This window comes from Streptomyces sp. NPDC029169 (genome assembly GCF_055563935.1).
In genome coordinates, this window is record NZ_JBVHXA010000002.1 from 348,901 (window position 1) to 370,141 (window position 21,241).

Sequence of the window (21,241 nt, forward strand, 5' to 3'; positions counted from 1 at the left end):
CCGACGTTAGCGCCCGCGCAGGGGCTAACGTGGGGCGGATGGGGATCGGTGAGCTCGATCGGGAGGCGCACGTGCCCGCAGGAACCGGCGGCGCCGCCGCGCCGCGCACGCTCGCGGAGGCACTGCGCGCGCGGGGCGACGAAGGGCTGGCCGCGCTGCTGCGCGCGCGCCCGGATCTGCTCTCCCCCGTGCCGAACGACCTGACCCAGCTCGCCACCCGCGCCGGCACCCGCGCCTCCGTCGTCCGCGCGCTCGAACGGCTCGACCGGTTCGCGCTCCAGACCGCCGAGGCGCTGGCCGTGGCCCCGGACCCCGCACCGTATCCCGTACTCCTCGCGCTGCTCACCGGCGACGACGGCGACCCGGAGATCGAGGCGGCGCTGCCCCGGGCCGTGGAGGTGCTGCGCGAACAGGCCCTGGTCTGGGGCGAGGAGGACCGGCTGCGGCTCGTACGGACCGCGCGGGAGCTGCTCGCGCCCTCCCCGCAGCACCCGTCCCCGACCGGCCTCGGGCCGACCGTCGCCGAGGCCACGGCGGGGATGTCGCCCGGCCGGATCCAGGAGATCATCGCGGCCGCCGGGCTGCCCGCGACGCACGATCCGGTGTCGGCGGTGGCGGCCCTGACGGAGCTGTTCACCAACCGGGAGCGGATGGGCACGCTGCTCGACACGGCGCCGACGGAAGCGCTGGCGGTGCTCGACCGGCTGGTGTGGGGTCCGCCGTACGGGGAGGTCACGGCGAACCCGGCCCCGCCGGTCCAGTGGCTGCGCGACCGCGGCCTGCTGCTGCCCGCCTCGCCCCGGACGGTCGTCCTGCCCCGGGAGGCGGCGCTGCATCTGCGCGGCGGCCGGGCGCACCGCACGCCCGAGCCGCACGCGCCCGAGCTGACCGTCCTGCGCGAATACCGTCCCCAGGTTGTGGACAACGCGGCGGCCGGGCAGGCGTACACGGCGATCGCGACGGTCGAGGAGCTGCTGAAGGGCTGGGACCAGGGCGGCCCCGCCGTGCTGCGCGCGGGCGGGATGTCCGTACGGGATCTCAAGCGGACCGCCGTCGCGCTGGACGTGACCGAGCAGGCCGCGGCGTTCTGGCTGGAGCTCTGTTACGGGGCGGGGCTGCTGGCCTCGGACGGCGAGGCGGACGAGCGGTACGCGCCGACGCCCGCGTACGACGACTGGCTCGACCTGCCGCCCGCCGAGCGCTGGGCCCGGCTCGCCACGTCGTGGCTGGTGGGGACGCGGACGTCGGGCCTCGTCGGCGGCCAGGACGCGAAGGGCCGCACGCTGTCCGTCCTGGGCCCGGACCTCGACCGGGGCGCGGCCCCGGAGGTACGGCGCCGGGTCCTCACCCTCCAGGCGACGCTGCCGCCGGGGGCGGCGGCGGACCCGGAGGCGCTGCTGGCCAGGCTGCGGTGGGAACGGCCGCTGCGGGGCGGAGGTGCGGGTTCCGGTACGGGTACGGGTATGGGCGCGGCCCCGGGCCGGGGTACGAGCGCCGCGGCGGGCACCGGTACGGGCGCTCCCGGCACGGCGTACGGCACGGCCTCCGGGACCGCAACCGGCGCCCGCACCGCTACGGCGTACGGCACAGGCCCCAGCTCCGCCACCGCCGGTTCCCCCGCCCCCGTCCCCACCGACCTCCGCTCCCGGATCGCCCTGTGGACCCTCACCGAGGCCGAGATGCTCGGGATCACCGGGCGCGGCGCCCTCGCCTCGCCCGCGCGGGCGCTGCTCAATCTGCCCATCGCCGAGGCGGCCGCCGAGCCCGTGGCCGAGCACGGCGTCGAGCTGTCCGTCGCCGCGTCCCGGGCCGCGACCCTGCTCGCCCCGCTCCTCCCCGAGGCCGTCGACCACGTGCTCCTGCAGGCCGACCTCACCGCCGTCGCGCCGGGGCCGCTCCAGCGCCCGCTCGCCGACATGCTCTCCGTTCTCGCGGACGTGGAGTCGAAGGGTGGTGCGACCGTCTTCCGGTTCACGCCCGGTTCGGTGCGCCGGGCGCTCGACGCCGGCCGCAGCGCGTCCGACCTGCACGACTTCCTGAAGGCCCACTCCCGTACGCCGGTGCCGCAGCCGCTCTCGTACCTCATCGACGACGTGGCACGGAGGCACGGCCACCTCCGGATCGGGGCCGCCTCCGCGTACGTACGCTGCGACGACGACGCGCTCCTCGGCGAGATCCTGGCCGACAAGCGGTCCGCGTCGCTGCGGCTGCGCCGCCTCGCGCCGACCGTGCTCGCCGCCCAGACGGACCCGGCGGCGCTGCTCGAAGGGCTGCGGTCGATGGGGTACGCCCCGGCGGCCGAGTCCGCGGCGGGCGACGTCCTGATCACCCGCGCCGACGCCTACCGCACCAGCCCCCGCACCGCGCCCGCCCCCGTCCCCGAGGGCCCGCCCGCCCCGGACGCGACCCTGCTCGGCGCGGCGGTCCGCGCGATCCGGGCCGGGGACCTGGCCGCGACGGCGGTACGGAAGGAACCGGCGGCCCCGATGGCGGCCGGCGAACTCCCCCGCACGTCCCCCGCCGAGACCCTGGCCACGGTCCAGGCCGCCGCGATGACCGGCTCCGCCGTCTGGATCGGCTACGTCAACGCGGAGGGCGCGGCCAGCCAGCGCGTGATCGCCCCCGTCCGCGTGGAGGGCGGCTTCGTGACGGGCTACGACCACACGGCGGACGAGGTCCGCACGTACCCCTTGCACCGCATCACGGGCGTCGCGGAACTGGCGGAGGACCAGGTCTAGGACCTGGGGGCGACGAGAGCGGCCGGATCGACCTCCACCGGGAACGGCTTCTCAATCAGCGTCGTCCGCCCCGCCTCGGCGACCGTCCGCTCCACGTAGCGGCCATCCTGCAGCTCGCATACGACCAAGGTCGGCACCGGCTCCAGTTCGAGCCGCCACAGGTGCTCGATGCCCGCCTCCGCGTAGTACGGCGGCTTGAGCAGCCGGTCGGTCCGGCGGCCTGACGACGACGGCGAGACGATCTCGACGACGAGCAGCACGGCGTCTGCGTCGCACGTCACCGGGTTCTCTGCGGCAGCGGCGGCTTCCACGACCACGATGTCCGGGATGAAGAGCCCGTCGGGCAGGACGAGATTGACCGCCTCAAGGACTTCGGCGGGCGCTCCCGAGGATTGAACTGCGCGATCCAGCAGCATCGCCAGGCGGAGGGACGCCCGCTGGTGCTTGAATCCCGGAGCCGGAGACATCACGAGCGCTTCCCCCATCAATTCACGACGCTGACCACGGTCCTCCCCCAATGCCAGGACTTCCTCTATGGTCCAGGGCCCATAGTGCGGATCGTGCGCGACGCTCATCTCGCCACCTCCCTCTCGTGGAACCGGTCGCCTTCAGTGTGGCAGCCCCCACCGACATCGGCCGGGCCTCAGGCACACTGGATATTTGGCCGTCACCGGAACGGCCCGGAAGGACCTGATCGCGCGTGAACGGACCACTCATCGTCCAGAGCGACAAGACGCTGCTCCTGGAGGTCGACCACGAGCTGGCCGACGCCTGTCGCCGAGCCATCGCTCCGTTCGCGGAGCTGGAGCGGGCGCCCGAGCACATCCACACGTACCGGGTGACGCCGCTCGGGCTGTGGAACGCCCGGGCTGCCGGGCACGACGCCGAGCAGGTCGTGGACGCGCTCGTCGAGTTCTCCCGCTACCCCGTGCCGCACGCGCTCCTCGTGGACGTCGCCGAGACCATGGCACGGTACGGCCGGCTCACGCTCTCCAAGCACCCCACCCACGGGCTCGTCCTGACCAGCACCGACCGCCCCGTCCTGGAGGAGATCCTCCGCTCGAAGAAGGTGCAGCCGCTGGTCGGCGCCCGGATCGACCAGGACACCGTCGTCGTGCACCCCTCCGAGCGCGGGCAGATCAAGCAGACGCTCCTGAAGCTGGGCTGGCCGGCCGAGGACCTCGCCGGTTACGTGGACGGCGAGGCGCACCGGATCGACCTCGCCGAGGACGGCTGGGCCCTGCGCCCGTACCAGAAGCAGGCCGTCGAGGGCTTCTGGCACGGCGGCTCCGGCGTCGTCGTGCTGCCCTGCGGCGCCGGGAAGACGCTGGTCGGCGCCGGGGCGATGGCGCAGGCGAAGGCCACGACGCTGATCCTCGTCACGAACACGGTCTCCGCGCGGCAGTGGAAGCACGAGCTGGTGAGGCGGACCTCGCTCACCGAGGACGAGATCGGCGAGTACTCCGGTACGAGGAAGGAGATCCGGCCGGTCACCATCGCCACGTACCAGGTGCTGACGACGAAGCGGAAGGGGATCTATCCCCACCTGGAGCTCTTCGACTCCCGCGACTGGGGCCTGATCGTCTACGACGAGGTGCATCTGCTGCCCGCGCCGGTCTTCAAGTTCACCGCCGACCTCCAGGCCCGGCGGCGGCTCGGCCTTACGGCGACCCTCGTCCGGGAGGACGGGCGGGAGTCCGACGTCTTCTCGCTGATCGGCCCGAAGCGGTTCGACGCGCCGTGGAAGGAGATCGAGGCGCAGGGGTACATCGCGCCCGCCGACTGCGTCGAGGTACGGGTCAACCTCACGGACACGGAGCGGCTCACGTACGCGACGGCCGAGACGGAGGAGAAGTACCGCTACTGCGCCACGACGGCGACGAAGCGGAAGGTGACCGAGGCGCTGGTGCGGAGGTTCGCCGGGCAGCAGATCCTCGTCATCGGCCAGTACATCGACCAGCTGGACGAGCTCGGCGAGCACCTGGACGCGCCGGTCATCAAGGGCGAGACGTCTAACGCGCAGCGCGAGAAGCTCTTCGACGCGTTCCGGGAGGGCGAGATCAGCGTCCTCGTCGTCTCGAAGGTGGCGAACTTCTCCATCGACCTGCCCGAGGCGACGGTCGCGATCCAGGTGTCGGGCACCTTCGGGTCCCGGCAGGAAGAGGCTCAGCGCCTCGGGCGGGTGCTCCGGCCGAAGGCTGACGGGCACCAGGCGCACTTCTACTCGGTCGTCGCGCGCGACACGATCGACCAGGACTTCGCGGCGCACCGCCAGCGGTTCCTGGCCGAGCAGGGGTACGCGTACCGGATCGTCGACGCGGACGAGCTGCTGGCGGACGACGAGCCGGTCGGTTAGCCGGCGCTGGGGGTCCACTCGTAGCGTCGGGTGCCGGGGACGTGCGCGCAGAGGAGCGCGTAACCCTCCGGGCTGAACTCGAGGTCGAGCTCCTCGCCGGAGGTGCACTCGGCGTACGCCGTGGGGCCTGCGGGGTCCGCCGGGCCGATGACGGTGTCGGCCGGTACGGTCCGGGGCGGCGGGCTGCCCTTCTCGGTTTCGGTGGCCGTCAGCGCGACGGCCACCGCCACGGCGATCAGCGCGGCACCGGCCACGGCGGCGGCCGCCACCCATACACCCGTGGCGCGTCGGCGTCCTCCCGGCACGACCGGCGGGGCGGACGGGAGGGGTGGGGCCGGCGGGGCGGCGGGAAGGGCCGGGGCCGGTGGGGCGTCGGCGAACTGGTCCGGTACGACGAAGGGCTCGTCCGCCCAGATCACCGGCCACCGCTCAGGACCGAGGGCCTGCCGCGCCCGGGCGGTCTCGTCGCGGGCTGCCGCGGCCGACGGACGGTCCTCCGGGCGGTCGGCGAGCATCGCGGCGACCAGGGCGGGCGGGCCGCCAAGGGCGCGCAGGACCAGTCCGGCCGCGTAGACGTCCTGGGCCGGTGAACTGGCCGCCCCGGCGCGGATCTCCGGTGCGAGGTAGTCGGGTGTGCCCGGCACGCACGCGGGCGAGGTGAGCTGGAGGTGCGGGAGGACGCGGGCCACGCCGAAGTCGGCGAGGAAGGCGTGCGGGCGGCCCTCGCCGGTCGCCGCGAGCAGCACGTTCGAGGGCTTCACATCACGGTGCACGAGCCCGACGGCGTGCACCGCCGCCAGCGCGTCGAGGAGTTGCTCGGCTATCAACAGGGCGACGGGCAGGGGCAGTTCGCCGTAGTCGGCGAGCAGTCCCGCCAGGGTGCCGCCGCGCACGAGCGGCAGCACCAGCCAGGCCTCGGCGTCACGGACGAACCAGTCCAGCGGGGCGAGGACGTGCGGGTGCCCGATCCGCACGGACTGCTCGCAGACCAGCCTGAGCAGCGACTCGACGTCCGCGTTCCCGCACATCCCCCCGGGCACCTTCACGGCGACGTCACCGCCGCCATGCGTGTCGACCGCCCGCCAGACCGTGCCCTGCGCCCCACGCGCGACCGGCGCGACGAGGCGGTACCGGTCGGCGAGCATCCCCCCTGCCTCCATGCAGGGAAGGGTATCCCCGGATCAGGAGCCGGCGAGGGTGAGGATGACCAGGTCCCCACTGGTGGTGATCTGCACCGCGTTCGCGCCCGAGGTGGCGGTGAAGGTACCGGCGATGTCCACGACCGTGTAGTCGGCGCCCTCCAGGGCCTTGCGGTACTGGTCCAGGACGGCCTTGGAGTCTTCGGTGCGGTACGTGAGGACATAGGCGCCGGTGTCGCCCGTGACCGACGTCAACTCGCCCTTTGGAAGGGGAAGTCCGGCGGGCAGGTCCTTGGGGGCCTCCACCGCGCCGGACGCGTCTGAGGGCTCAGGGGCGGCGGTGGAGGGCTTGGACGAGGCGCTCGAGCCGGCCTTGGTGTCGGAGCCGACCTCCTGAGAGCAGGCGGTGAGCGTCAGGCCGGCCGCGACGACGACGGCGAGCAGTGAAGAGGTGCGCTTCCAGGGCATGGTGATGACCAATCAGCTAGTGGGGCGCCGGTGGATGCCTTCCACCCGGAGATTGACACATGAAAACTTCTTTTGACAAGTGTCAATCGATCGCCCTAGCGTGAGGACATGGACCAGACCACTACGGCACGCAATCTGGAACTCCAGCGTCAGTGGTACGGAGCCCCCCTGGGGGAGCTCTGCCGGGAGCTGTGCACGCTGTTCGGGGTCACCCAGTCGGGTCTCGCGGAGACCCTGGGGGTCTCCCCGGCCATGCTCAGTCTCGTCATGCGCGGGCAGCGCGCGCGGATCGCCAACCCCGACGCCGCGGCGCGGCTCTCCGCGCTGCTGCACCTGGCCCGCGACGTCCGCGCGGGTACGGTGCCGGCCTCGGCGGTACCGGCCGGCCTCGCCGAGGTGCGCGCCAGCCGGACCCCGGGCCAGGACTCGCTCGGTACCACCGTCACCGGCGACGCGGCCCCCGCGGCCGAGTCCTCGGCGGACGCCGATCTCCGGTTCGTACGACGGCTGCGCGATCTGCTCACCTCGACGGCGGGAGCGGTCGACCTCCTGGATGCGGCCGCCCTGGTCGAGGCCCGGCACCCGGGCCTGGCCGAGATCCTGCGCACGTGCGGGGCGGGGCGCACGGACGAGGCGGTCACCCTGGTGCGCCGGCTGACCCCGCCGGCCTAGGACGGCCGGCGGCGAGAAGGGGACGTCGGTCAGAAGGGACGCCGGTCAGTCCATCAGGGCGTCGGCATGGGGTGTCGTACTCAGTCCGGGCCTCCCACGTACTCGGGGCGCGGGTTCCTCACCCCCGCCTCCTCCGCGTACTCGCCGAGGAGCACGACGCTCACGGCGGCGCCGCCGAAGGCGCGTATCGCTCGGAGGGCGACGCCCAGGGGGTGGGGGATCGTACGGGCCGGGGTGAAGGTCGCTGTGGTCATGTCTCCATGATGGAATTCGGACATTCCGAACACATCCGGCTGGGGGTAGAACTCCCGTCCCCCTCAGGTCGGACGCCATCCCCTACGGGTCCTCCCCCGCGAAAACCATTCGCCTCGCCCGCGCCCCCGAGGGTACGATCTCCGACTTCCCCGCCTCCCCCGTGGAGCGCCGCCGTCCGGTCGGAAACCGGCGGTCGCCCAGTCATGACGCATCTGTACGCATACTCGGAGGCACCGCCATGTCCGACCCACTCGCGCGCGAGCGCGCCCATCTCGCCGACTCGCGCGCCGCGCTGCGCGCGATGCGCGAGGACGTCGAGGCGCTCGACATCAAGGACGTCACCGCGAACTGGGTCAACTCCCTCGTCCTCGGCCGCCAGATCGAGGAGCGGATCAAGGCGCTCGCCGATCTGTCCCACACTCCGCTGTTCTTCGGACGGCTCGACTACCTGCACACCACGCAGGAGGGCCAACGCTTCTACATCGGCCGCCGGCACGTCCACGACGCCGACGGCGACCCCATGGTCATCGACTGGCGCGCGCCCGTCTCCCAGCCGTTCTACCGCGCGTCGAAGAAGGACCCGCAGGACGTCGGGCTGCGGCGCCGGTTCGGTTACACGGGCGGTGACCTCACCGCGTACGAGGACGAGCATCTCTCCGACCCCACCGAGCTGGAGCAGACCAGCAGACTGCTCCAGGCCGAGATCGAGCGGCCCCGCGTCGGGCCGATGCGGGACATCGTCGCGACCATCCAGCCCGAGCAGGACGAGATCGTACGGTCCGGGCTCGCCGGCAGCGTCTGCGTCCAGGGCGGCCCGGGCACCGGAAAGACGGCGGTGGGCCTGCACCGGGTCGCGTACCTGCTCTACGCGCACCGCGAGCGGCTCGCCCGCACCGGCACGCTGGTCATCGGACCGAACCGGTCCTTCCTCCAGTACATCGAGCAAGTCCTCCCCGCCCTCGGCGAGTTGGAGGTGCGGCAGGCGACCGTCGACGACCTCGTCGCGCATGTCGAGGTGCGGGGCACGGACGAAGCGGCCACCGCGGTCGTCAAGGGCGACGCGCGGATGGCGGAGGTGCTTCGGCGGGCGGTCTGGTCGCATGTGACGCTGCCGGCGGAGCCGCTGATGGTGGTGCGCGGCTCGCGGCGCTGGCGGGTTCCCGCCTACGAACTGGAGGAGATCGTACGCGAGTTGCGCGATCGCGACATCCGTTACGGGGCCGCCCGCGAGGCTCTGCCTCAGCGCATCGCGCACGCCGTTCTGGTGCGCATGGAGCAGGCGGGCGAGGCGCCCGACGACCGGGTGCAGGACGCGGTGGCCCGCAACACGGCGGTGAAGGCGGCCGTGAAGGCGGTCTGGCCGCCGGTCGATCCGGCGAAGCTGGTGCTGCGGCTGCTGAGCGACGCCGAGTTCCTCGCAGAGCACGCGGACGGCGTCCTGACGGCCGACGAGCAGAAGCTGCTGCTGTGGGCGAAGCCCGCGCGGTCGGTGAAGTCGGCCACGTGGTCGGTGGCGGACGCGGTGTTGATCGACGAGGCGCAGGACCTGGTGGAGCGTACGCACTCGCTCGGGCACGTGGTCCTGGACGAGGCGCAGGACCTGTCCCCGATGCAGTACCGCGCCGTCGGCCGCCGCTGCACGACCGGTTCGGCGACGATCCTGGGCGACCTCGCGCAGGGCACCACGCCCTGGGCGACCGAGAGCTGGGCGCAGGCCCTGACGCACCTGGGCAAGCCGGAGGCCGTGGTGGAGGAGCTGACCGCCGGTTTCCGTGTGCCGCGCGGGGTCATCGCGTACGCCTCCCGGCTGCTGCCGCACATGTCCCCGGGCCTGGCGGCCGTCGAGTCGGTCCGGGAGAACCCGGGCTCGCTGTCGGTCAGGAAGTCGGCCGACCTCGACGCGGACGTGGTCGCGGCCTGCGTGGAGTCCCTGGAGCACGAGGGCTCCATCGGCCTGATCGCCGCCGACGCCCGGATCGCCCCGCTGGCCGAGGCGCTGACCGCCGCGGGCCTCGCGTACCTCTCCCCCGGCGAGGAGACGACGGCCGAGTCCCGGCTCACGCTCGTCCCGGCCTCGCTGGCGAAGGGCCTGGAGTACGACTACGTGGTCCTGGACGACCCGGCGGCCGTCGTGGACGGCGAGCCGGACGAGCGGACGGGACTGCGGCGGTTGTACGTGGCGCTGACGCGTGCCGTGTCCGGCCTGACGGTCATTCACTCCTCGCCGCTGCCCGAGCAGTTGGGCTAGGAGGCGAGGAAGGCGCGGACTCCCCGGGACACTGCGTCGTCACCGAGCAGCGCATTGTGGTCGAGGCAGCCGGCGGCGTTGTTGGCGGCGCCGGTCAGCGGGACGCTGCTGTCCGGGTTGATGACCTCGTCGCAGTTCGACCACCAGGTGGCGTAGCGGACGGCGCCGGGGGTCTCGTCGCCCTCCGCGAGCCGCTTCTGTACGTACGAGCCCGGGGTCATGTCGCGGCAGGCCTGGTCCCACAGCGCGCAGGCCCATGCGGTGCTGGTGCCGTGGTTGGGGCCGGCGAGGGAGACCCAGTGGGCCACGGACGACTGGCCGGCGCCGTCGAACTTCACGTACCAGCGGGTGACGAGGCTGCCGAAGGAGTGAGCGACGAGGTCGACCCGGCTCGCGCCGGTCCGCCGCTTGACGTCCTCGACGTACGCGGCGAGTTCACCGGCGATGACCTCGTTGACGGAGCGGTGGGTGTCGTAGCCGAAGGAGTACAGCTCGGCGTCGGTGTACCCGTCGGCCTTGAGGTCCTCGCGCAGCGCGCCCCAGACGCCGGGGTCGGCGTTGTAGCCGTGGACGAAGACGACGGGGGTACGGGAGACGGCCTGAGCCGGGGCCTGGGCGAGGAGGAGCGACAGCAGGGCGAGCAACGGAACGATCGCGACACGGAGCCTCAACACGCTTCCCCCTACGAGGTGTTACGTACGAGCAGCACGAGTGGTCGGGAGCATGGTGAGGCCTGGGAGCTGGGATGAACAGCCCCCTGTCAATGCGGGTCAGAACTCGGCGAGCGCCTCGGTCCGGGTGCGGCGGGCGACGGCGGCGAGGACGGGGTTGGTGTCGCGGAAGTACGGCTCCGACACCACGCCGAAGCACAGGGCCCAGCCCCGGCCCCGGGCCCAGGTCGCGTCGTCGACCTCGGCGGCCTCGCGGAACAGCGGGCGGGTCTCGGCGGTGAGGAGCGTCCAGGCCGCGATCATGTCGCAGGCGGGGTCGCCGGTGCCGACGGCGCCGAAGTCGATGACGGCACTGAGCCGGCCGTCCCGCGCCAGCACGTTGCCGGGCAGCAGGTCGCCGTGGATCCACACGGGCGGGCCGTCCCACTGCGGCAGCCGCAGCACCGACTCCCACACGCCGGCCACGAAGTCCGCGTCGAAGACGCCCTCGGCGCCCAGCTCCCGGATCGCGCCCTCCATGGCGCCTTCCGCCCACTCGCTGACATGGCCGCCCCGGAACGACCTCGGGCCGCCGGTCGCGTCCACGCGGCGCAGGGCGGCGCCGAAGCGTCCCAACTCTGTTGCGGCGTGGGCGAGATCGGCGATCGGCTCGTCATAGGCGTTGGCCCCGTCCAGCCAGTCGTACACCGACCAGGGCAGCGCGAAGCCCTCCCCGGGCACGCCGTGGCCCACCGGAACCGGCACGGGCAGCGGCAGATGCGGGGCGAGGTGCGGCAGCCAGCGCTGCTCCTTGGCGATCGAGCCCGCGGTCTCGGCGGTCTTGGGCAGCCGGACGGCGAGGCGCTCTCCGAGCCGGTACATGTCGTTGTCCGTACCGGCCGACGGCACGCGCGTGACGGGCAGCTCCGCCCACTGCGGGAACTGGGCGGCGATCAGTCTGCGCACGAGGTCGACCATGGCGGTGAGGGTAGCCAGCGATCGTCCGGTGCGGCCATCGGATTACGGTGGGTGCGGCGCGACCGCGAGAAGGGTGGAACACCATGTCCCGTACGACTGTCGTCACCGGTGGGAGCCGGGGGATCGGCGCGGCGACCTGCGTACGTCTGGCGGCGGACGGTCACGACCTGGCGCTCGGGTACGTACGGGACGCCGGCGCCGCGGAGGAGACGGCGGCGGCCGTGCGGGCGGCTGGCGCCCGGTGCGTCGTCGTGCAGGTCGACACCTCTGTCGAGGCGGACGTGGAGCGGCTGTTCGACACGGCGGAGGCCGAACTGGGCCCCGTGACAGGCCTGGTGAACAACGCGGGCGTGACGGGCCCGCTGGGGCGGCTCGCGGACGCCACGACGGAGAACCTGCGCCGGGTGGTGGAGGTCAACCTCCTGGGGTACCTGCTGTGTTGCCGCCGCGCGGCGCGGGACATGGCGGGGCGCGGGGGCGGGGCGATCGTGAACATCTCCTCCGCCGCCGCCACGCTCGGCAGCCCCGGCGAGTACGTCCACTACGCGGCGACGAAGGCGGCCACCGACGCGCTGACCGTGGGCCTCTCCAAGGAACTGGGCCCGGACGGCATCCGGGTCAACGCGGTGGCCCCGGGCGTCATCGAGACCGACATGCACGCGACGATGGGCGACCCGGACCGCCCGGCGAAGGCGGCCCTGATCACCCCCCTGGGCCGCCCGGGCCGCCCCGCCGAGATCGCGGGAGCGGTGGCCTGGCTGCTGTCGGACGACGCGTCGTACACGACGGGCACGGTGTTGCGGGTGGCGGGCGGCCGCTGACCGGCCCGACTGGTACCTCCTGACCCCTGGGGCGCGTATCGGGTCGTGATCAATGAGCACCGTGGCTTCCGGGGCGGGTGCCCCGTCGGGGGTACGGGCCCGGCGGTCTGCGGCTGTGCCGTGTGGGCGCGAGTGACCGGAAGCAATGCCGGAGGCAGGCAGCGGGGTCCGGGGACCCAGGCTGCGTGCCCGCTGGGGCGGTGTGTCAGAGCACGGCGAGCCGGTCCACCAGCAGCTCCACCCTGCGCTCGGTGTCCTCCGGCGGGAGCCGTCGCGCCCGGGTCAGGGTGGCCAGTCCGTGCAGGGCCGCCCAGAACGTCTCGGTGAACAGTGCCGGGTGGACGCCGTCCCCGGCGACCTCGCCGAGGTTCTCCAGCAAGGCGGCGAAGGCGTCCTTCAGCGGCTCGGGGGTGTCCTCGCGTGCGAACGCCAGGCCGCCGTCGAGCTGGAACATGGCGTCGTAGACCGCCGGGTTGCGTTCGGCGAAGTCGAGGTAGGCGCGGGCCAGGGCGGTGACCCGGGTGCGGGGGCCGTCTGCGGCGGAGGCCGCGGCCCGCAGCGACGCGGCCATCTCGGCGGCGCCTTTGAGGGCGACGGCGCCGATGATCTCGCGCTTGCCGCGGAAATGGCTGTAGAGGACGGGCTGGCTGTACTCGATGCGCTCGGCGAGCCGGCGGGTGGTGACCGCGTCCCAGCCCTGCTGCTCGGCGAGTTCGCGGGCCGTCGCCACGATGAGGCGCTCGCGCTCCGCCCGTTCGCGTTCCTTGCGTTCCTGTACCGACATGATTCGATCCTAGCACTGCTAGACAATCGAGCGGCGGCAGTACTAGCGTTGCCTCATCGGCTAGCAACGCTAGATCCCTGGAGGGGGTCATCATGGTCAACGCACTCGAGGTGTTCACCACCGTGGTCGTCGGCGTGATGGTGGGGGTGGAGTTCTCCGTCGCCTTCGTCATCAACCCGATCCTCAAGGCACTCCCCGAGGACAGCGGCGTGCTCGGCCGCGCCCACGGGGGCCGGATGCTCGGCGCCGTGATGCCGGTCTGGTACATCACCTCGCTCGTCCTCGTCGCGGTCTGGGCCGTCGCCGGATGGCACCGCCCCGGCGCCGGCCTCGTCGTCATCGCCGGCGCGCTGCTGATCTTGAGCGTGGTCATGTCGCTTCTGCTGCTCGTCCCGATCAACAACCGGGGCAAGACGTGGACCCCCGAGAACCGGCCCGAGGACTGGAAGGAGCAGATGAACCGCTGGGACCGCTTCCACTACGTCCGCGTCGCCGTCATCATCGCCGCCTTCACCCTGCTGGTCGCCGCCCTCGCCTGAGCCCGCGGGCCGACACCGCGCCGGTGGCGCACGATCCCCACTCCCCTGGCGGCGGCGGGCCACCGAACTCCAGGAACGGGTCCGCGGCGACCGGCAGGTCAGCGCTCCTTGTACCAGCTCAGCCGCTCCCGCAGCACCCCCCTCTCGCCCTCCCCCGCCATCACCGCGGCCGCGTACAGCTCCGCCATCGGGGAGGCGATGTTGCCGTCCCGTACCCCCGGCTGGGTCATGTACGGCTTGCCCGCCCAGGTGCTGTCGTGCTCCTCCGGGTCCATGTACGCCCATTCCGCGCCCCGCGTGCGGCGCGCCACCTCTCCTACGTACCAGGCGGCGCCCTGGAGGAACGGCCCCGGCCTCGCCGCCGCGAACTGCTCCTTGCCGGCGACACGCTCCTTGACCAGGTCCTCCAGCGCGTCGAGCGAGGCCGGGGAGAAGTCCCAGGTGTCCGCCGGCCGCCCGGTCTCCTGGACCCAGGCGGCGAAGGCCCGCTCCCGTTCGGCGAGCCAGCCGGTCAGCCAGGGATGGCCCGCCACCCGCGGCTCCGGGTCCACCCCGGGCGTGTGCTCCTTGACCGGTTCCCACTCCGGCCGCTCCTCACGCAGCCCGGCCACGGAGTCGCGCAGCCGTGCCGCGGCGGCGGCGAACTCCTCGCCGGTACGGGTGTCCAGCGCCCGGTCGATCAGCAGCCTCGGCTCCACCGGCGCGAGCCCGAGCGCGGCGTCCGGCACCACGACGGGACGGCCCCCCTGCGCCGTGTCCCACCCCCAGCCTCCGCCCCCCACGCTCAGCAGGACCTCCCCGAGATAGGCCACGGCGTCGTTCACGAGTGCGACGTCGCCGTCCCCCGTCGTCTCCGCGGCCAGCAGGGCTGCTTCCAGCCTGGGCAGCGACTCCACGGTGAAATCCAGCCGCGTCTCTTCGGGAAGCCACTCCTCCCGCAGCCGGTCGATCGCCTCCGGGACGTGATCGATCCACACGATGAGGTCCGGTACTCCGCCGGTGCGCACAGTCTGTCCTCGGGTCATGCCCATGACCCTATGACCCCGCTCCCGCCGCGAACGAGTCAGCCACACCCGGCAGTTACGCAACTCACGCCCCGCGTGGCCCCCTTCGCCATCGGGAAGAGGCTGCCCTAGTGTGTGTCATGGCAGCGTCATGACGGGGGCTATGCGCGCTGCCCGTACTCCTCCCTGCCCCCCAGGGAACCCAGTTGAGCTATCTCACCCGCATACGTACGCGCTTCGGCGTGCGCGCGGCGGTCATCGCCATAAGCGCCGGGCTCCTCGCCGGCGGACTGCCCTTCCTGGACGCCCAGGACGCCACCGCCGCACCGCGCAAGAACCGCTGCGACCAGAAGTACGGCACTCCGGACACCCCGCCGCCGGCCAACACCCTGCCCGGCGCCAACGGCCGGGACGCCACGCCCAACGCCGAGCAGCACGTCTACGACTACGACAACCCGTCCCTCGGCTACGACGGACTCCAGCTCCCCGCCGACCAGGACGAGCTGGACAGCTACGGCAAGGATCCCAAGAAGTGGCCCAAGGACCGCCACAAGCAGATCTACGCGCGCTGGAACCGCAACCAGGCGAACACTGACGTCAGCAAGCGCTGGTCGAAGACCGACTTCGACGGGTGGCTGAAGAGCGTCATCCGCCTCGAGGGCAACGGCAAGCGTGGCGCCGGCTTCGAACGCCAGGTCACCCGGCACTACAAGCTCGGCGGCCCGGACTGGCTGTGCCAGGGCTCGCTCAAGGGCATCGACAAGAAGCTCCACGAGGAGCTGAAGAGGGAGCTCGGCGACAAGTTCCCGAACAAGGACCGCCGGTTCGACGCGGTCAACCCGAAGACCAAGACGATCTACGAGTACAAGGCGGGAGGGCGCTTCGACTACAACGAGATCCACGTCGACAAGGCCCTCGCCCGCCGGGGCTGGAAGGTCGTCTACATCTTCGGCGAGGAGCCCGACGGCCTCACCAAGCGGAAGCTCGCCGAGGTCGACGCCGACGGCAAGGGGAAGATCGGCAGCTACAAGCACGCCGCGACGCCCCAGCCGAAGTACAACAACAACACCGGCTACAACAAGCCCTCCGGCAGCCTGAACCCCGCCTGCCAGACCCCGGGCACCGGCACCGTCGCCCTCGCGGCCGCGGGCGGCATCTGCTCCGCCAACGGCGCCGCCGACCGGACGGCCAACGGCTCCCCGAAGAACCGGGAGCAGGCCCGCCGCATCGCCGCGGCGGAGCGCGCCGACGCCAACGCCTCGCAGCGCATGCGCGGCCCCGGCGGCGTCGACTTCTCCACCCTCGAGCTGCGCTACGTCGGCACCCCGGTCAACGGCAAGGGCCTGGACTACTCGTACAAGGCCGGGATCAACCCGGACGCCGACGAGAACCCCTCCTTCGGAGGGGCGGAGAAGGCCCAGCTCGTCTCGGACTCGTTCTTCACGTGGATGGCGCTCACCCCGGAGAAGTTCTGGGTGAACCTCAACCCGGACGAGCCCAACCGGGTCATGGAGGAGAAGTTCGGCACGACCGACGCCGGACGGGTCCTCCTGGAGGCCGACCTCCAGATGAAGCACGACTACGCGGCGTTCCTGAACCCCAAGGACGAGGACGCGGCCCGGGTCTGGGACTCCCTCGCCCGCGTGGGCGGCGCCCCGTGCCTGCACAGTGTGCGGAACTGGATCGAGCCGAAGCCCGCGCAGGTGCGCGAGCAGGACGGCGGCATCTACATCCTGGACGCCCCGCTGAAGGTGAAGTCGGTGCCGCAGGAGTTCAGCGCCCCCGTCCCGGGCGAGAAGTGCAACCTCACCGAGGCGCAGATCCAGCACAACCAGCGGCTGATCGAGCAGTACGTCATCCCCAAGATCGAAGAGAAGATCAACAAGAGCGACGAGCCGATCTACGCCGACCTGCGCCGCGTCTACACCTCCCGGGTGGCAGCCGAGTGGGTCATGCAGCAGGACCGGAAGAAGGCCGGTGACTACCACCGGATCATCGGCAGCAACGACGTGAAGAGCTGGCCGATCCGCGGCGAGAAGTGGGACAAGAACGACGTATACAAGCGGTACGTGAAGTCCTTCAAGGAGGGCGACTACAAGTTCGAGCGCGAGTACGGCGGCATCGTCTACACGTACAGCGTCGGCGGCGTGGACTTCTCCAAGGCACCGAAGCAGAACATCACCAAGGTGCGCTTCGACGTCGAGAACCCGCGGCTGCCGCAGATCACCGACCGCTCGAAGATCGCACCGCGTGACTACCGCGACACCGGTACGCAGTTGCTGGGCGGCAACACCCACGTCACGCCGTCCGGCGACCCCACGCCGGAGCCGACGCCGACGCCCAGCGGAACCGGTACGCCCGCCCCGACGCCGACCCCGACGGACCGGCCGACGAGCCCGGCGCCGTCCACCCCGGCACCGACCGGAGGCGGCCACACCCAGCCGCCGCGGGCCGACGGCGGACTCGCCGACACCGGTACGCAGATGGGGACGGTGGCCGGCCTGGCAGCGGCCCTCCTCGCGGCCGGCGCGGCCGTGATCGCGTGGAAGAAGCGCCGAAGGACCTCCACGGAGCACTGACCCGCACCACGGAGCACTGACCCGCACCCGCACCTCGGCACAGCACAGGGGCGCCCCCTCGAAGGAGGGGGCGCCCTTGTCGTCACTCTTCCCGAACGCGCCGTACGGACCTGGTGCGACGGACCGGACGCGACGGAACCACCTCTGCGGAAGAGGGGCGGTCCCGGCGGTGCCTATGGCGCCGCTTCGGCCGACAGCTCAGCCCATACGAACTTCCCGGGACCTTCCCAGTCGGACACGCCCCACTTCTCCGACAGCACGTCGACCAGGGGAAGCCCCCAGCCGCCGCCCGCCTCGGCCACAGGAAGCGCCATGAGTGGTCGTACCTCCGACGCGTCGTGCACCTCTAGGCGAAGCCCCCCGTCGATCCGGAGGTAGCGTGTCTCGACGTCCCGGTCGGGCGCGGTTCGGGCGTGCCTGATCGCGTTGGTCAGCAGCTCCGAGAGGACGAGCGAGGCCGCGTCCTCGATCCGGCTCAACCCCCAGGCGCCTAGCGCCGTGCGCAACTCCGCCCGCGCCCGGCCGACGTTCCGGGCTCTGCGGCTCCACCGCAGGACGACCGTGGATGAATGATCCATCAGGCCACCTCCACGCCGTGAATCAGTCGCGGCCCCACGTCGATGCCGTGCACCGCGAGCCACAGCGCTCGTCGACGCTGCCGTTGTGCCCGGCAGGCCTCCCGCTGCTCGTGCGCGGCGAGGTAGGGACGTACGACAGGGCTGTCCTCGCCGTGCAGTACCGGCCAGGACCGGAACGGGCGGATGGCGGGCATCGCGGGGTGCGGGACAGGGCCGGTCCACACGGTCGTTCGACGGCGCCTGCCGGATGGAGGGAAGAGCAGCCGCAACAGCGGCTCGAAGAGGTGGGCGATAGTGTTCGTCACGTTGACGCTCCTCGAAAGCGTTGGCCATGCCCCCGGACCGGTCGCTCGGTCGCGGGGGTCCTTTCATTGATTCGCCGCAGGCCGAAGTCACCCAGCGCTCATGAGGTGTCACGGCGAGCGACCAGAACCAGAGTGCTCCCGCACGTGCTCCATCCGCAACCGAAACAAATGGAAAATGTTCCAACCTCCCGCCACCGCACTACTCTTGGGGGATCCGAGCGGCTCTGAGGGGGCATCACATGGTCGAACTTCGACCAACTGTCCGACGCCGTCGACTCGCGGCGACGCTGGTGCAGCTGCGAGAGGCGGCAGGGAAGACACCTGAGGAAGCGGCCGAACGGATCGGTTGCCACCGATCGAAGATCAGCCGCATCGAGAACGCGCGGCTCGGGATCTCACTCGGTGAACTGCGCGATCTGCTCACGTTCTACGGAGTGGAGGACGCCGCTCTGGTCGAGGGGCTGGTCGGGCTGGCCCGGCGGGGGAGCGAGCCCGGGTGGACGCGTCATCTCGGAGCGACGCTGCCGTCGTACGCGGATCACATCGACTACGAGCAGACCTCCGACTACATCAGGTCGTATCAACCGCTCCTGATCGCCGGGCTGTTCCAGACCCCCGACTACGCACGCGCGCTGTATCGGTCCAACCCGGAGATGTTCAGCCGCGAGCAGACCGAGAAGTTCGTCCAGACGCGCATGCAGCGCCAAGAGGTGCTGGAGAGGGACGATCCGCCGAGGATCGTCGTCATCGAGGGCGAAGCCGCCCTTCGTGGCGAGGTAGGTGGCGGCAAGGTCATGGGCCCGCAGCTCGATCGTCTGCTGGACGTGGCCGAGCGGCCGAACGTCGACATCCAGGTGCTTCCGATCTCCGCCGGGGCTCATGTCGGACTCACTGGCGCCTTCGTCCTCTTCGGCTTTCCGACCCGGGCCTTCTCCGATGTGGTCTGCGTGGAGCACGTCACGGGGACCCTGCACATGGAAACTCCGCAGGAGACCCGTTCCTATACGCTCGCCTTCGACTCGCTGAGATCAGCGGCGTTGAGCCCTGCCGACAGTCTCGATCTGATCCAGCAAGTCAGGCGAGAGCTGTGACCGACAGGAAGTCGAGGTACGAACCGTGATTGCCTCCGAGCATGGCAAGACCGTTTGGCGCAAGAGCAGTTACAGCGGCGGAGGGTCCGGCGGTGGCGACTGCGTAGAGGTTGCCGATCTCTCCTGCGGTGCAGCCGTACGTGACAGCAAGCGCGCGGGCGGTCCTTTCCTGCGCTTCGGCGTCCGATCGTGGCAGGCCTTCCTTGAGGAAGTACAGGCGCCGCGAAGCGCATGACGCTGCAAGTCTGTGCAAGTTCCGTGCGTTCACGGGGGCGTTCGGTGCAAGCTCGGGCCCCAGACATCGTCTGCCTCGAGCAAGGAGGACATTGTGGCTCTGCGCAAGCTTGGCAAGGATCCCGAGAGCAAGGACGGCGGGTCTCCCACGATCTATCTGGACGACGAGACCGACACCTACGTGGTCCAGGGCTACAAGATCAACGACGATGAGCGCCGGTCGCAGATGGACATCCCCGATCACGAGGACGTCATCGAGCTTCCGAGGCGCATGGTCCAGTTCTTCCTGGAGGTGAAAGGTGACGAAGGTCCCGACGTTTGAGGAGCTGCTCAGCTCGGCTCGTCATTCGGCAGTGCATCTGGAGATGCGCGACACGTACATGGAGTCGGACCCGAGCTACGTCGCATGGAAGGCCGGCGTCCGAGACTCCGCCGAGGACAACGACCCCGATCTCAGGCCATGGCTCAAGTGGGTCCGTAATGCTACGGACAGAGGGGTATCGGTCCGTCGCGCCCGGGTCTTCTCGGTGCCGGAGTCGGACTACATCAAGTTCGAGCACCACGTCTCCGAGGCCAACGTCAAGGCGGGAGAGGAGATCCGTTGGCTGCCTCGGAGGAACGCGACTGACATAGCGTTCCCTGGGAACGACTTCTGGGTGTTCGACGACGAACTCGTACTCGTACTCCACTTCGACGGCAACGGTGAGTGTGCGCCGGGCGAATGGATCGAGGTCACGACCGATGCCGTGATCCGCGACCTCTGCATGGGGTCGTTCGAAGCTGTGTGGAATCGAGCCATCCCTCACGCGGAGTACCGGCCGGTCTGATCGCGGACACCGAACAGGCCAGGCCAGTGCCGTCCTCACCGTTCTCCGCCGTCCAGGAGGAACGCGTAGCGCTCGGGCGCCGGCTCCGGGAGATCCGCAGACTGACCGGCATGACGGCACGGGCCTTCGCGGCTCGTGCCGGCTGGAGCGAGTCGAAGGCTTCCCGAATCGAGAACGCGCGTACATCACCCTCGAACGACGACATCCGTCTGTACTGCGAGCTGTGCGGTGTCCCTGAGCTGTACGCAGATCTCGTAGCCAAGTCGCACAACATCGGCGAAATGTACGTCGAGTGGCGCAGGATGCAGCGAGAGGGTCTCCGCAGAGGCCAACAAGCGCACGTACCTCTCTATGAGCGGACCCATCGCTTCCGTGTCTACGAGCCGGGGGTCATCCCAGGGCTCCTGCAGACAGCTGACTACGCCCGGGCGATCATGAGCCGAATCATCGCGTTCCGTCAGATCCCCGATGACGCAGAGGCTGCGGTCAAGGTGCGCGTCGAGCGACAGCACGTGCTCCGCGACGCGAACCGCCGCTTCGGCTTCCTGTTGGAGGAATCCGCTCTGAGGTCCAGGTTCGGCAGCCCCGAGGTAATGGCCGCGCAACTGGGCCACCTTCTCGCCGTCGCGTCTCTGCCGCAGGTGAGCCTGGGGGTGATCCCGATGTCCGCCGATCGGGTCATGTGGCCACTGGAGGGCTTCTGGATCTTCGACGACCAGCAGGTCATCATCGAGCTGGCCACGGCACAGGTCACCGTGAAGCAGCCGAGTGAGGTCGGCACGTACGCGAGGATGTTCGCCGAACTCGCCGCGATCGCCTCCTACGGGCCGCAGGCACGGGCGCTGATCACGGATGCGATCAGCGCCCTGGGGTGAAGATCTGCAAGGGCCTGCAAGTTTGTTGAGCTCGCAGAGCCGCCCAGCCGATCCTCTACGAAACGTCATCGATGCCGTTTCGCCTTACGGAGTGATCGCC

At 71.1% G+C, this 21,241-nt stretch carries 22 protein-coding genes; 12 read left to right on the forward strand and 10 right to left on the reverse strand.

The window, feature by feature from the left end; translation table 11 throughout:
- Nucleotides 1-38 precede the first annotated feature (38 nt).
- Nucleotides 39-2,738 carry a helicase-associated domain-containing protein gene (locus ACZ4VI_RS05360; RefSeq protein ID WP_467996809.1) on the forward strand — a complete coding sequence of 900 codons (2,700 nt, stop codon included), beginning with the start codon at nucleotides 39-41 and terminating at the stop codon, nucleotides 2,736-2,738.
- Here the strand turns inward: ACZ4VI_RS05360 and ACZ4VI_RS05365 are convergent.
- Entirely contained in the window at nucleotides 2,735-3,313 is a 579-nt protein-coding gene (locus ACZ4VI_RS05365; protein ID WP_467996811.1) for a Uma2 family endonuclease, read from the reverse strand. The two genes, ACZ4VI_RS05360 and ACZ4VI_RS05365, sit on opposite strands and share 4 nt — an antisense overlap.
- A gap of 125 nt (nucleotides 3,314-3,438) precedes the next feature.
- Between ACZ4VI_RS05365 and ACZ4VI_RS05370 the strand changes: the two genes are divergently transcribed.
- Nucleotides 3,439-5,094: a DNA repair helicase XPB gene (locus tag ACZ4VI_RS05370; RefSeq protein WP_467996813.1), complete on the forward strand. Its 1,656-nt coding sequence runs from the start codon at nucleotides 3,439-3,441 to the stop codon at nucleotides 5,092-5,094.
- On the opposite strand, the gene ACZ4VI_RS05375 is transcribed toward ACZ4VI_RS05370, so the two are convergent.
- A complete protein-coding gene (locus tag ACZ4VI_RS05375; RefSeq protein ID WP_467996815.1) occupies nucleotides 5,091-6,254 on the reverse strand; it encodes a serine/threonine-protein kinase in 1,164 nt (387 codons plus the stop codon). The genes ACZ4VI_RS05370 and ACZ4VI_RS05375 overlap by 4 nt on opposite strands.
- 21 nt (nucleotides 6,255-6,275) lie before the next feature.
- Nucleotides 6,276-6,701: a hypothetical protein gene (locus tag ACZ4VI_RS05380; protein WP_467996817.1), complete on the reverse strand. Its 426-nt coding sequence runs from the start codon at nucleotides 6,699-6,701 to the stop codon at nucleotides 6,276-6,278.
- Nucleotides 6,702-6,809: 108 nt separating this feature from the next.
- On the opposite strand from ACZ4VI_RS05380, the gene ACZ4VI_RS05385 reads away from it, so the two are divergent.
- Entirely contained in the window at nucleotides 6,810-7,373 is a 564-nt protein-coding gene (locus tag ACZ4VI_RS05385) for a DNA-binding protein (protein WP_467996819.1), read from the forward strand.
- Nucleotides 7,374-7,453: 80 nt separating this feature from the next.
- Here ACZ4VI_RS05385 and ACZ4VI_RS05390 read toward each other — a convergent pair whose 3' ends face one another.
- Nucleotides 7,454-7,627 carry a hypothetical protein gene (locus ACZ4VI_RS05390; protein WP_467996821.1) on the reverse strand — a complete coding sequence of 58 codons (174 nt, stop codon included), beginning with the start codon at nucleotides 7,625-7,627 and terminating at the stop codon, nucleotides 7,454-7,456.
- A gap of 239 nt (nucleotides 7,628-7,866) precedes the next feature.
- Here ACZ4VI_RS05390 and ACZ4VI_RS05395 point away from each other — a divergent pair, with 239 nt between their 5' ends.
- Nucleotides 7,867-9,876, forward strand: coding sequence for a HelD family protein (locus tag ACZ4VI_RS05395; protein WP_467996823.1), 2,010 nt, complete (start codon nucleotides 7,867-7,869; stop codon nucleotides 9,874-9,876).
- Here ACZ4VI_RS05395 and ACZ4VI_RS05400 read toward each other — a convergent pair.
- Together ACZ4VI_RS05400 and ACZ4VI_RS05405 are read right to left on the reverse strand one after the other, a co-directional pair.
- Nucleotides 9,873-10,550 (reverse strand): esterase/lipase family protein, encoded by a 678-nt coding sequence (locus ACZ4VI_RS05400; RefSeq protein ID WP_467996825.1) that lies wholly within the window; start codon nucleotides 10,548-10,550, stop codon nucleotides 9,873-9,875. The genes ACZ4VI_RS05395 and ACZ4VI_RS05400 overlap by 4 nt on opposite strands.
- 96 nt (nucleotides 10,551-10,646) lie before the next feature.
- Complete coding sequence (locus tag ACZ4VI_RS05405; protein ID WP_467996827.1) at nucleotides 10,647-11,504, reverse strand: aminoglycoside phosphotransferase family protein; 858 nt, start codon at nucleotides 11,502-11,504, stop codon at nucleotides 10,647-10,649.
- Nucleotides 11,505-11,587: 83 nt separating this feature from the next.
- On the opposite strand from ACZ4VI_RS05405, the gene ACZ4VI_RS05410 reads away from it, so the two are divergent.
- Nucleotides 11,588-12,325 carry an SDR family oxidoreductase gene (locus tag ACZ4VI_RS05410; RefSeq protein WP_467996829.1) on the forward strand — a complete coding sequence of 246 codons (738 nt, stop codon included), beginning with the start codon at nucleotides 11,588-11,590 and terminating at the stop codon, nucleotides 12,323-12,325.
- A 205-nt stretch (nucleotides 12,326-12,530) separates the two neighbouring features.
- Here ACZ4VI_RS05410 and ACZ4VI_RS05415 read toward each other — a convergent pair whose 3' ends face one another.
- A complete protein-coding gene (locus ACZ4VI_RS05415) occupies nucleotides 12,531-13,109 on the reverse strand; it encodes a TetR/AcrR family transcriptional regulator (RefSeq protein ID WP_467996831.1) in 579 nt (192 codons plus the stop codon).
- A gap of 92 nt (nucleotides 13,110-13,201) precedes the next feature.
- On the opposite strand from ACZ4VI_RS05415, the gene ACZ4VI_RS05420 reads away from it, so the two are divergent.
- Nucleotides 13,202-13,648, forward strand: a complete 447-nt coding sequence (locus ACZ4VI_RS05420; RefSeq protein WP_467996833.1) for an anthrone oxygenase family protein — start codon at nucleotides 13,202-13,204, stop codon at nucleotides 13,646-13,648.
- A 98-nt stretch (nucleotides 13,649-13,746) separates the two neighbouring features.
- Here the strand turns inward: ACZ4VI_RS05420 and ACZ4VI_RS05425 are convergent, their stop codons facing one another.
- Nucleotides 13,747-14,673 (reverse strand): hypothetical protein, encoded by a 927-nt coding sequence (locus tag ACZ4VI_RS05425; RefSeq protein WP_467996835.1) that lies wholly within the window; start codon nucleotides 14,671-14,673, stop codon nucleotides 13,747-13,749.
- Between the two features lie 185 nt (nucleotides 14,674-14,858).
- Here ACZ4VI_RS05425 and ACZ4VI_RS05430 point away from each other — a divergent pair, with 185 nt between their 5' ends.
- Nucleotides 14,859-17,231, forward strand: coding sequence for an LPXTG cell wall anchor domain-containing protein (locus ACZ4VI_RS05430; protein ID WP_467996837.1), 2,373 nt, complete (start codon nucleotides 14,859-14,861; stop codon nucleotides 17,229-17,231).
- A gap of 173 nt (nucleotides 17,232-17,404) precedes the next feature.
- On the opposite strand, the gene ACZ4VI_RS05435 is transcribed toward ACZ4VI_RS05430, so the two are convergent.
- Nucleotides 17,405-17,809, reverse strand: a complete 405-nt coding sequence (locus tag ACZ4VI_RS05435; protein WP_467996839.1) for an ATP-binding protein — start codon at nucleotides 17,807-17,809, stop codon at nucleotides 17,405-17,407.
- Entirely contained in the window at nucleotides 17,809-18,114 is a 306-nt protein-coding gene (locus ACZ4VI_RS05440; protein WP_467996841.1) for a hypothetical protein, read from the reverse strand. The genes ACZ4VI_RS05435 and ACZ4VI_RS05440 overlap by 1 nt, the downstream gene beginning before the upstream one ends.
- 239 nt (nucleotides 18,115-18,353) lie before the next feature.
- On the opposite strand from ACZ4VI_RS05440, the gene ACZ4VI_RS05445 reads away from it, so the two are divergent.
- The 5 genes from ACZ4VI_RS05445 to ACZ4VI_RS05465 all read left to right on the forward strand — a co-directional run bounded on the left by ACZ4VI_RS05445 (nucleotide 18,354) and on the right by ACZ4VI_RS05465 (nucleotide 21,141).
- Nucleotides 18,354-19,205 (forward strand): helix-turn-helix domain-containing protein, encoded by an 852-nt coding sequence (locus ACZ4VI_RS05445; protein WP_467996843.1) that lies wholly within the window; start codon nucleotides 18,354-18,356, stop codon nucleotides 19,203-19,205.
- 25 nt (nucleotides 19,206-19,230) lie between these two features.
- On the forward strand, nucleotides 19,231-19,440 hold the full coding sequence (locus ACZ4VI_RS05450) for a DUF397 domain-containing protein (RefSeq protein WP_467996845.1): 210 nt from the start codon (nucleotides 19,231-19,233) through the stop codon (nucleotides 19,438-19,440).
- A 93-nt stretch (nucleotides 19,441-19,533) separates the two neighbouring features.
- Nucleotides 19,534-19,761, forward strand: a complete 228-nt coding sequence (locus ACZ4VI_RS05455) for a hypothetical protein (protein WP_467996847.1) — start codon at nucleotides 19,534-19,536, stop codon at nucleotides 19,759-19,761.
- Nucleotides 19,739-20,266 carry a DUF6879 family protein gene (locus tag ACZ4VI_RS05460; RefSeq protein WP_467996849.1) on the forward strand — a complete coding sequence of 176 codons (528 nt, stop codon included), beginning with the start codon at nucleotides 19,739-19,741 and terminating at the stop codon, nucleotides 20,264-20,266. Before ACZ4VI_RS05455 ends, ACZ4VI_RS05460 begins: the two co-directional genes overlap by 23 nt.
- A 26-nt stretch (nucleotides 20,267-20,292) precedes the next feature.
- Entirely contained in the window at nucleotides 20,293-21,141 is an 849-nt protein-coding gene (locus ACZ4VI_RS05465; RefSeq protein WP_467996851.1) for a helix-turn-helix domain-containing protein, read from the forward strand.
- The last annotated feature ends 100 nt before the right edge of the window (nucleotides 21,142-21,241 follow it).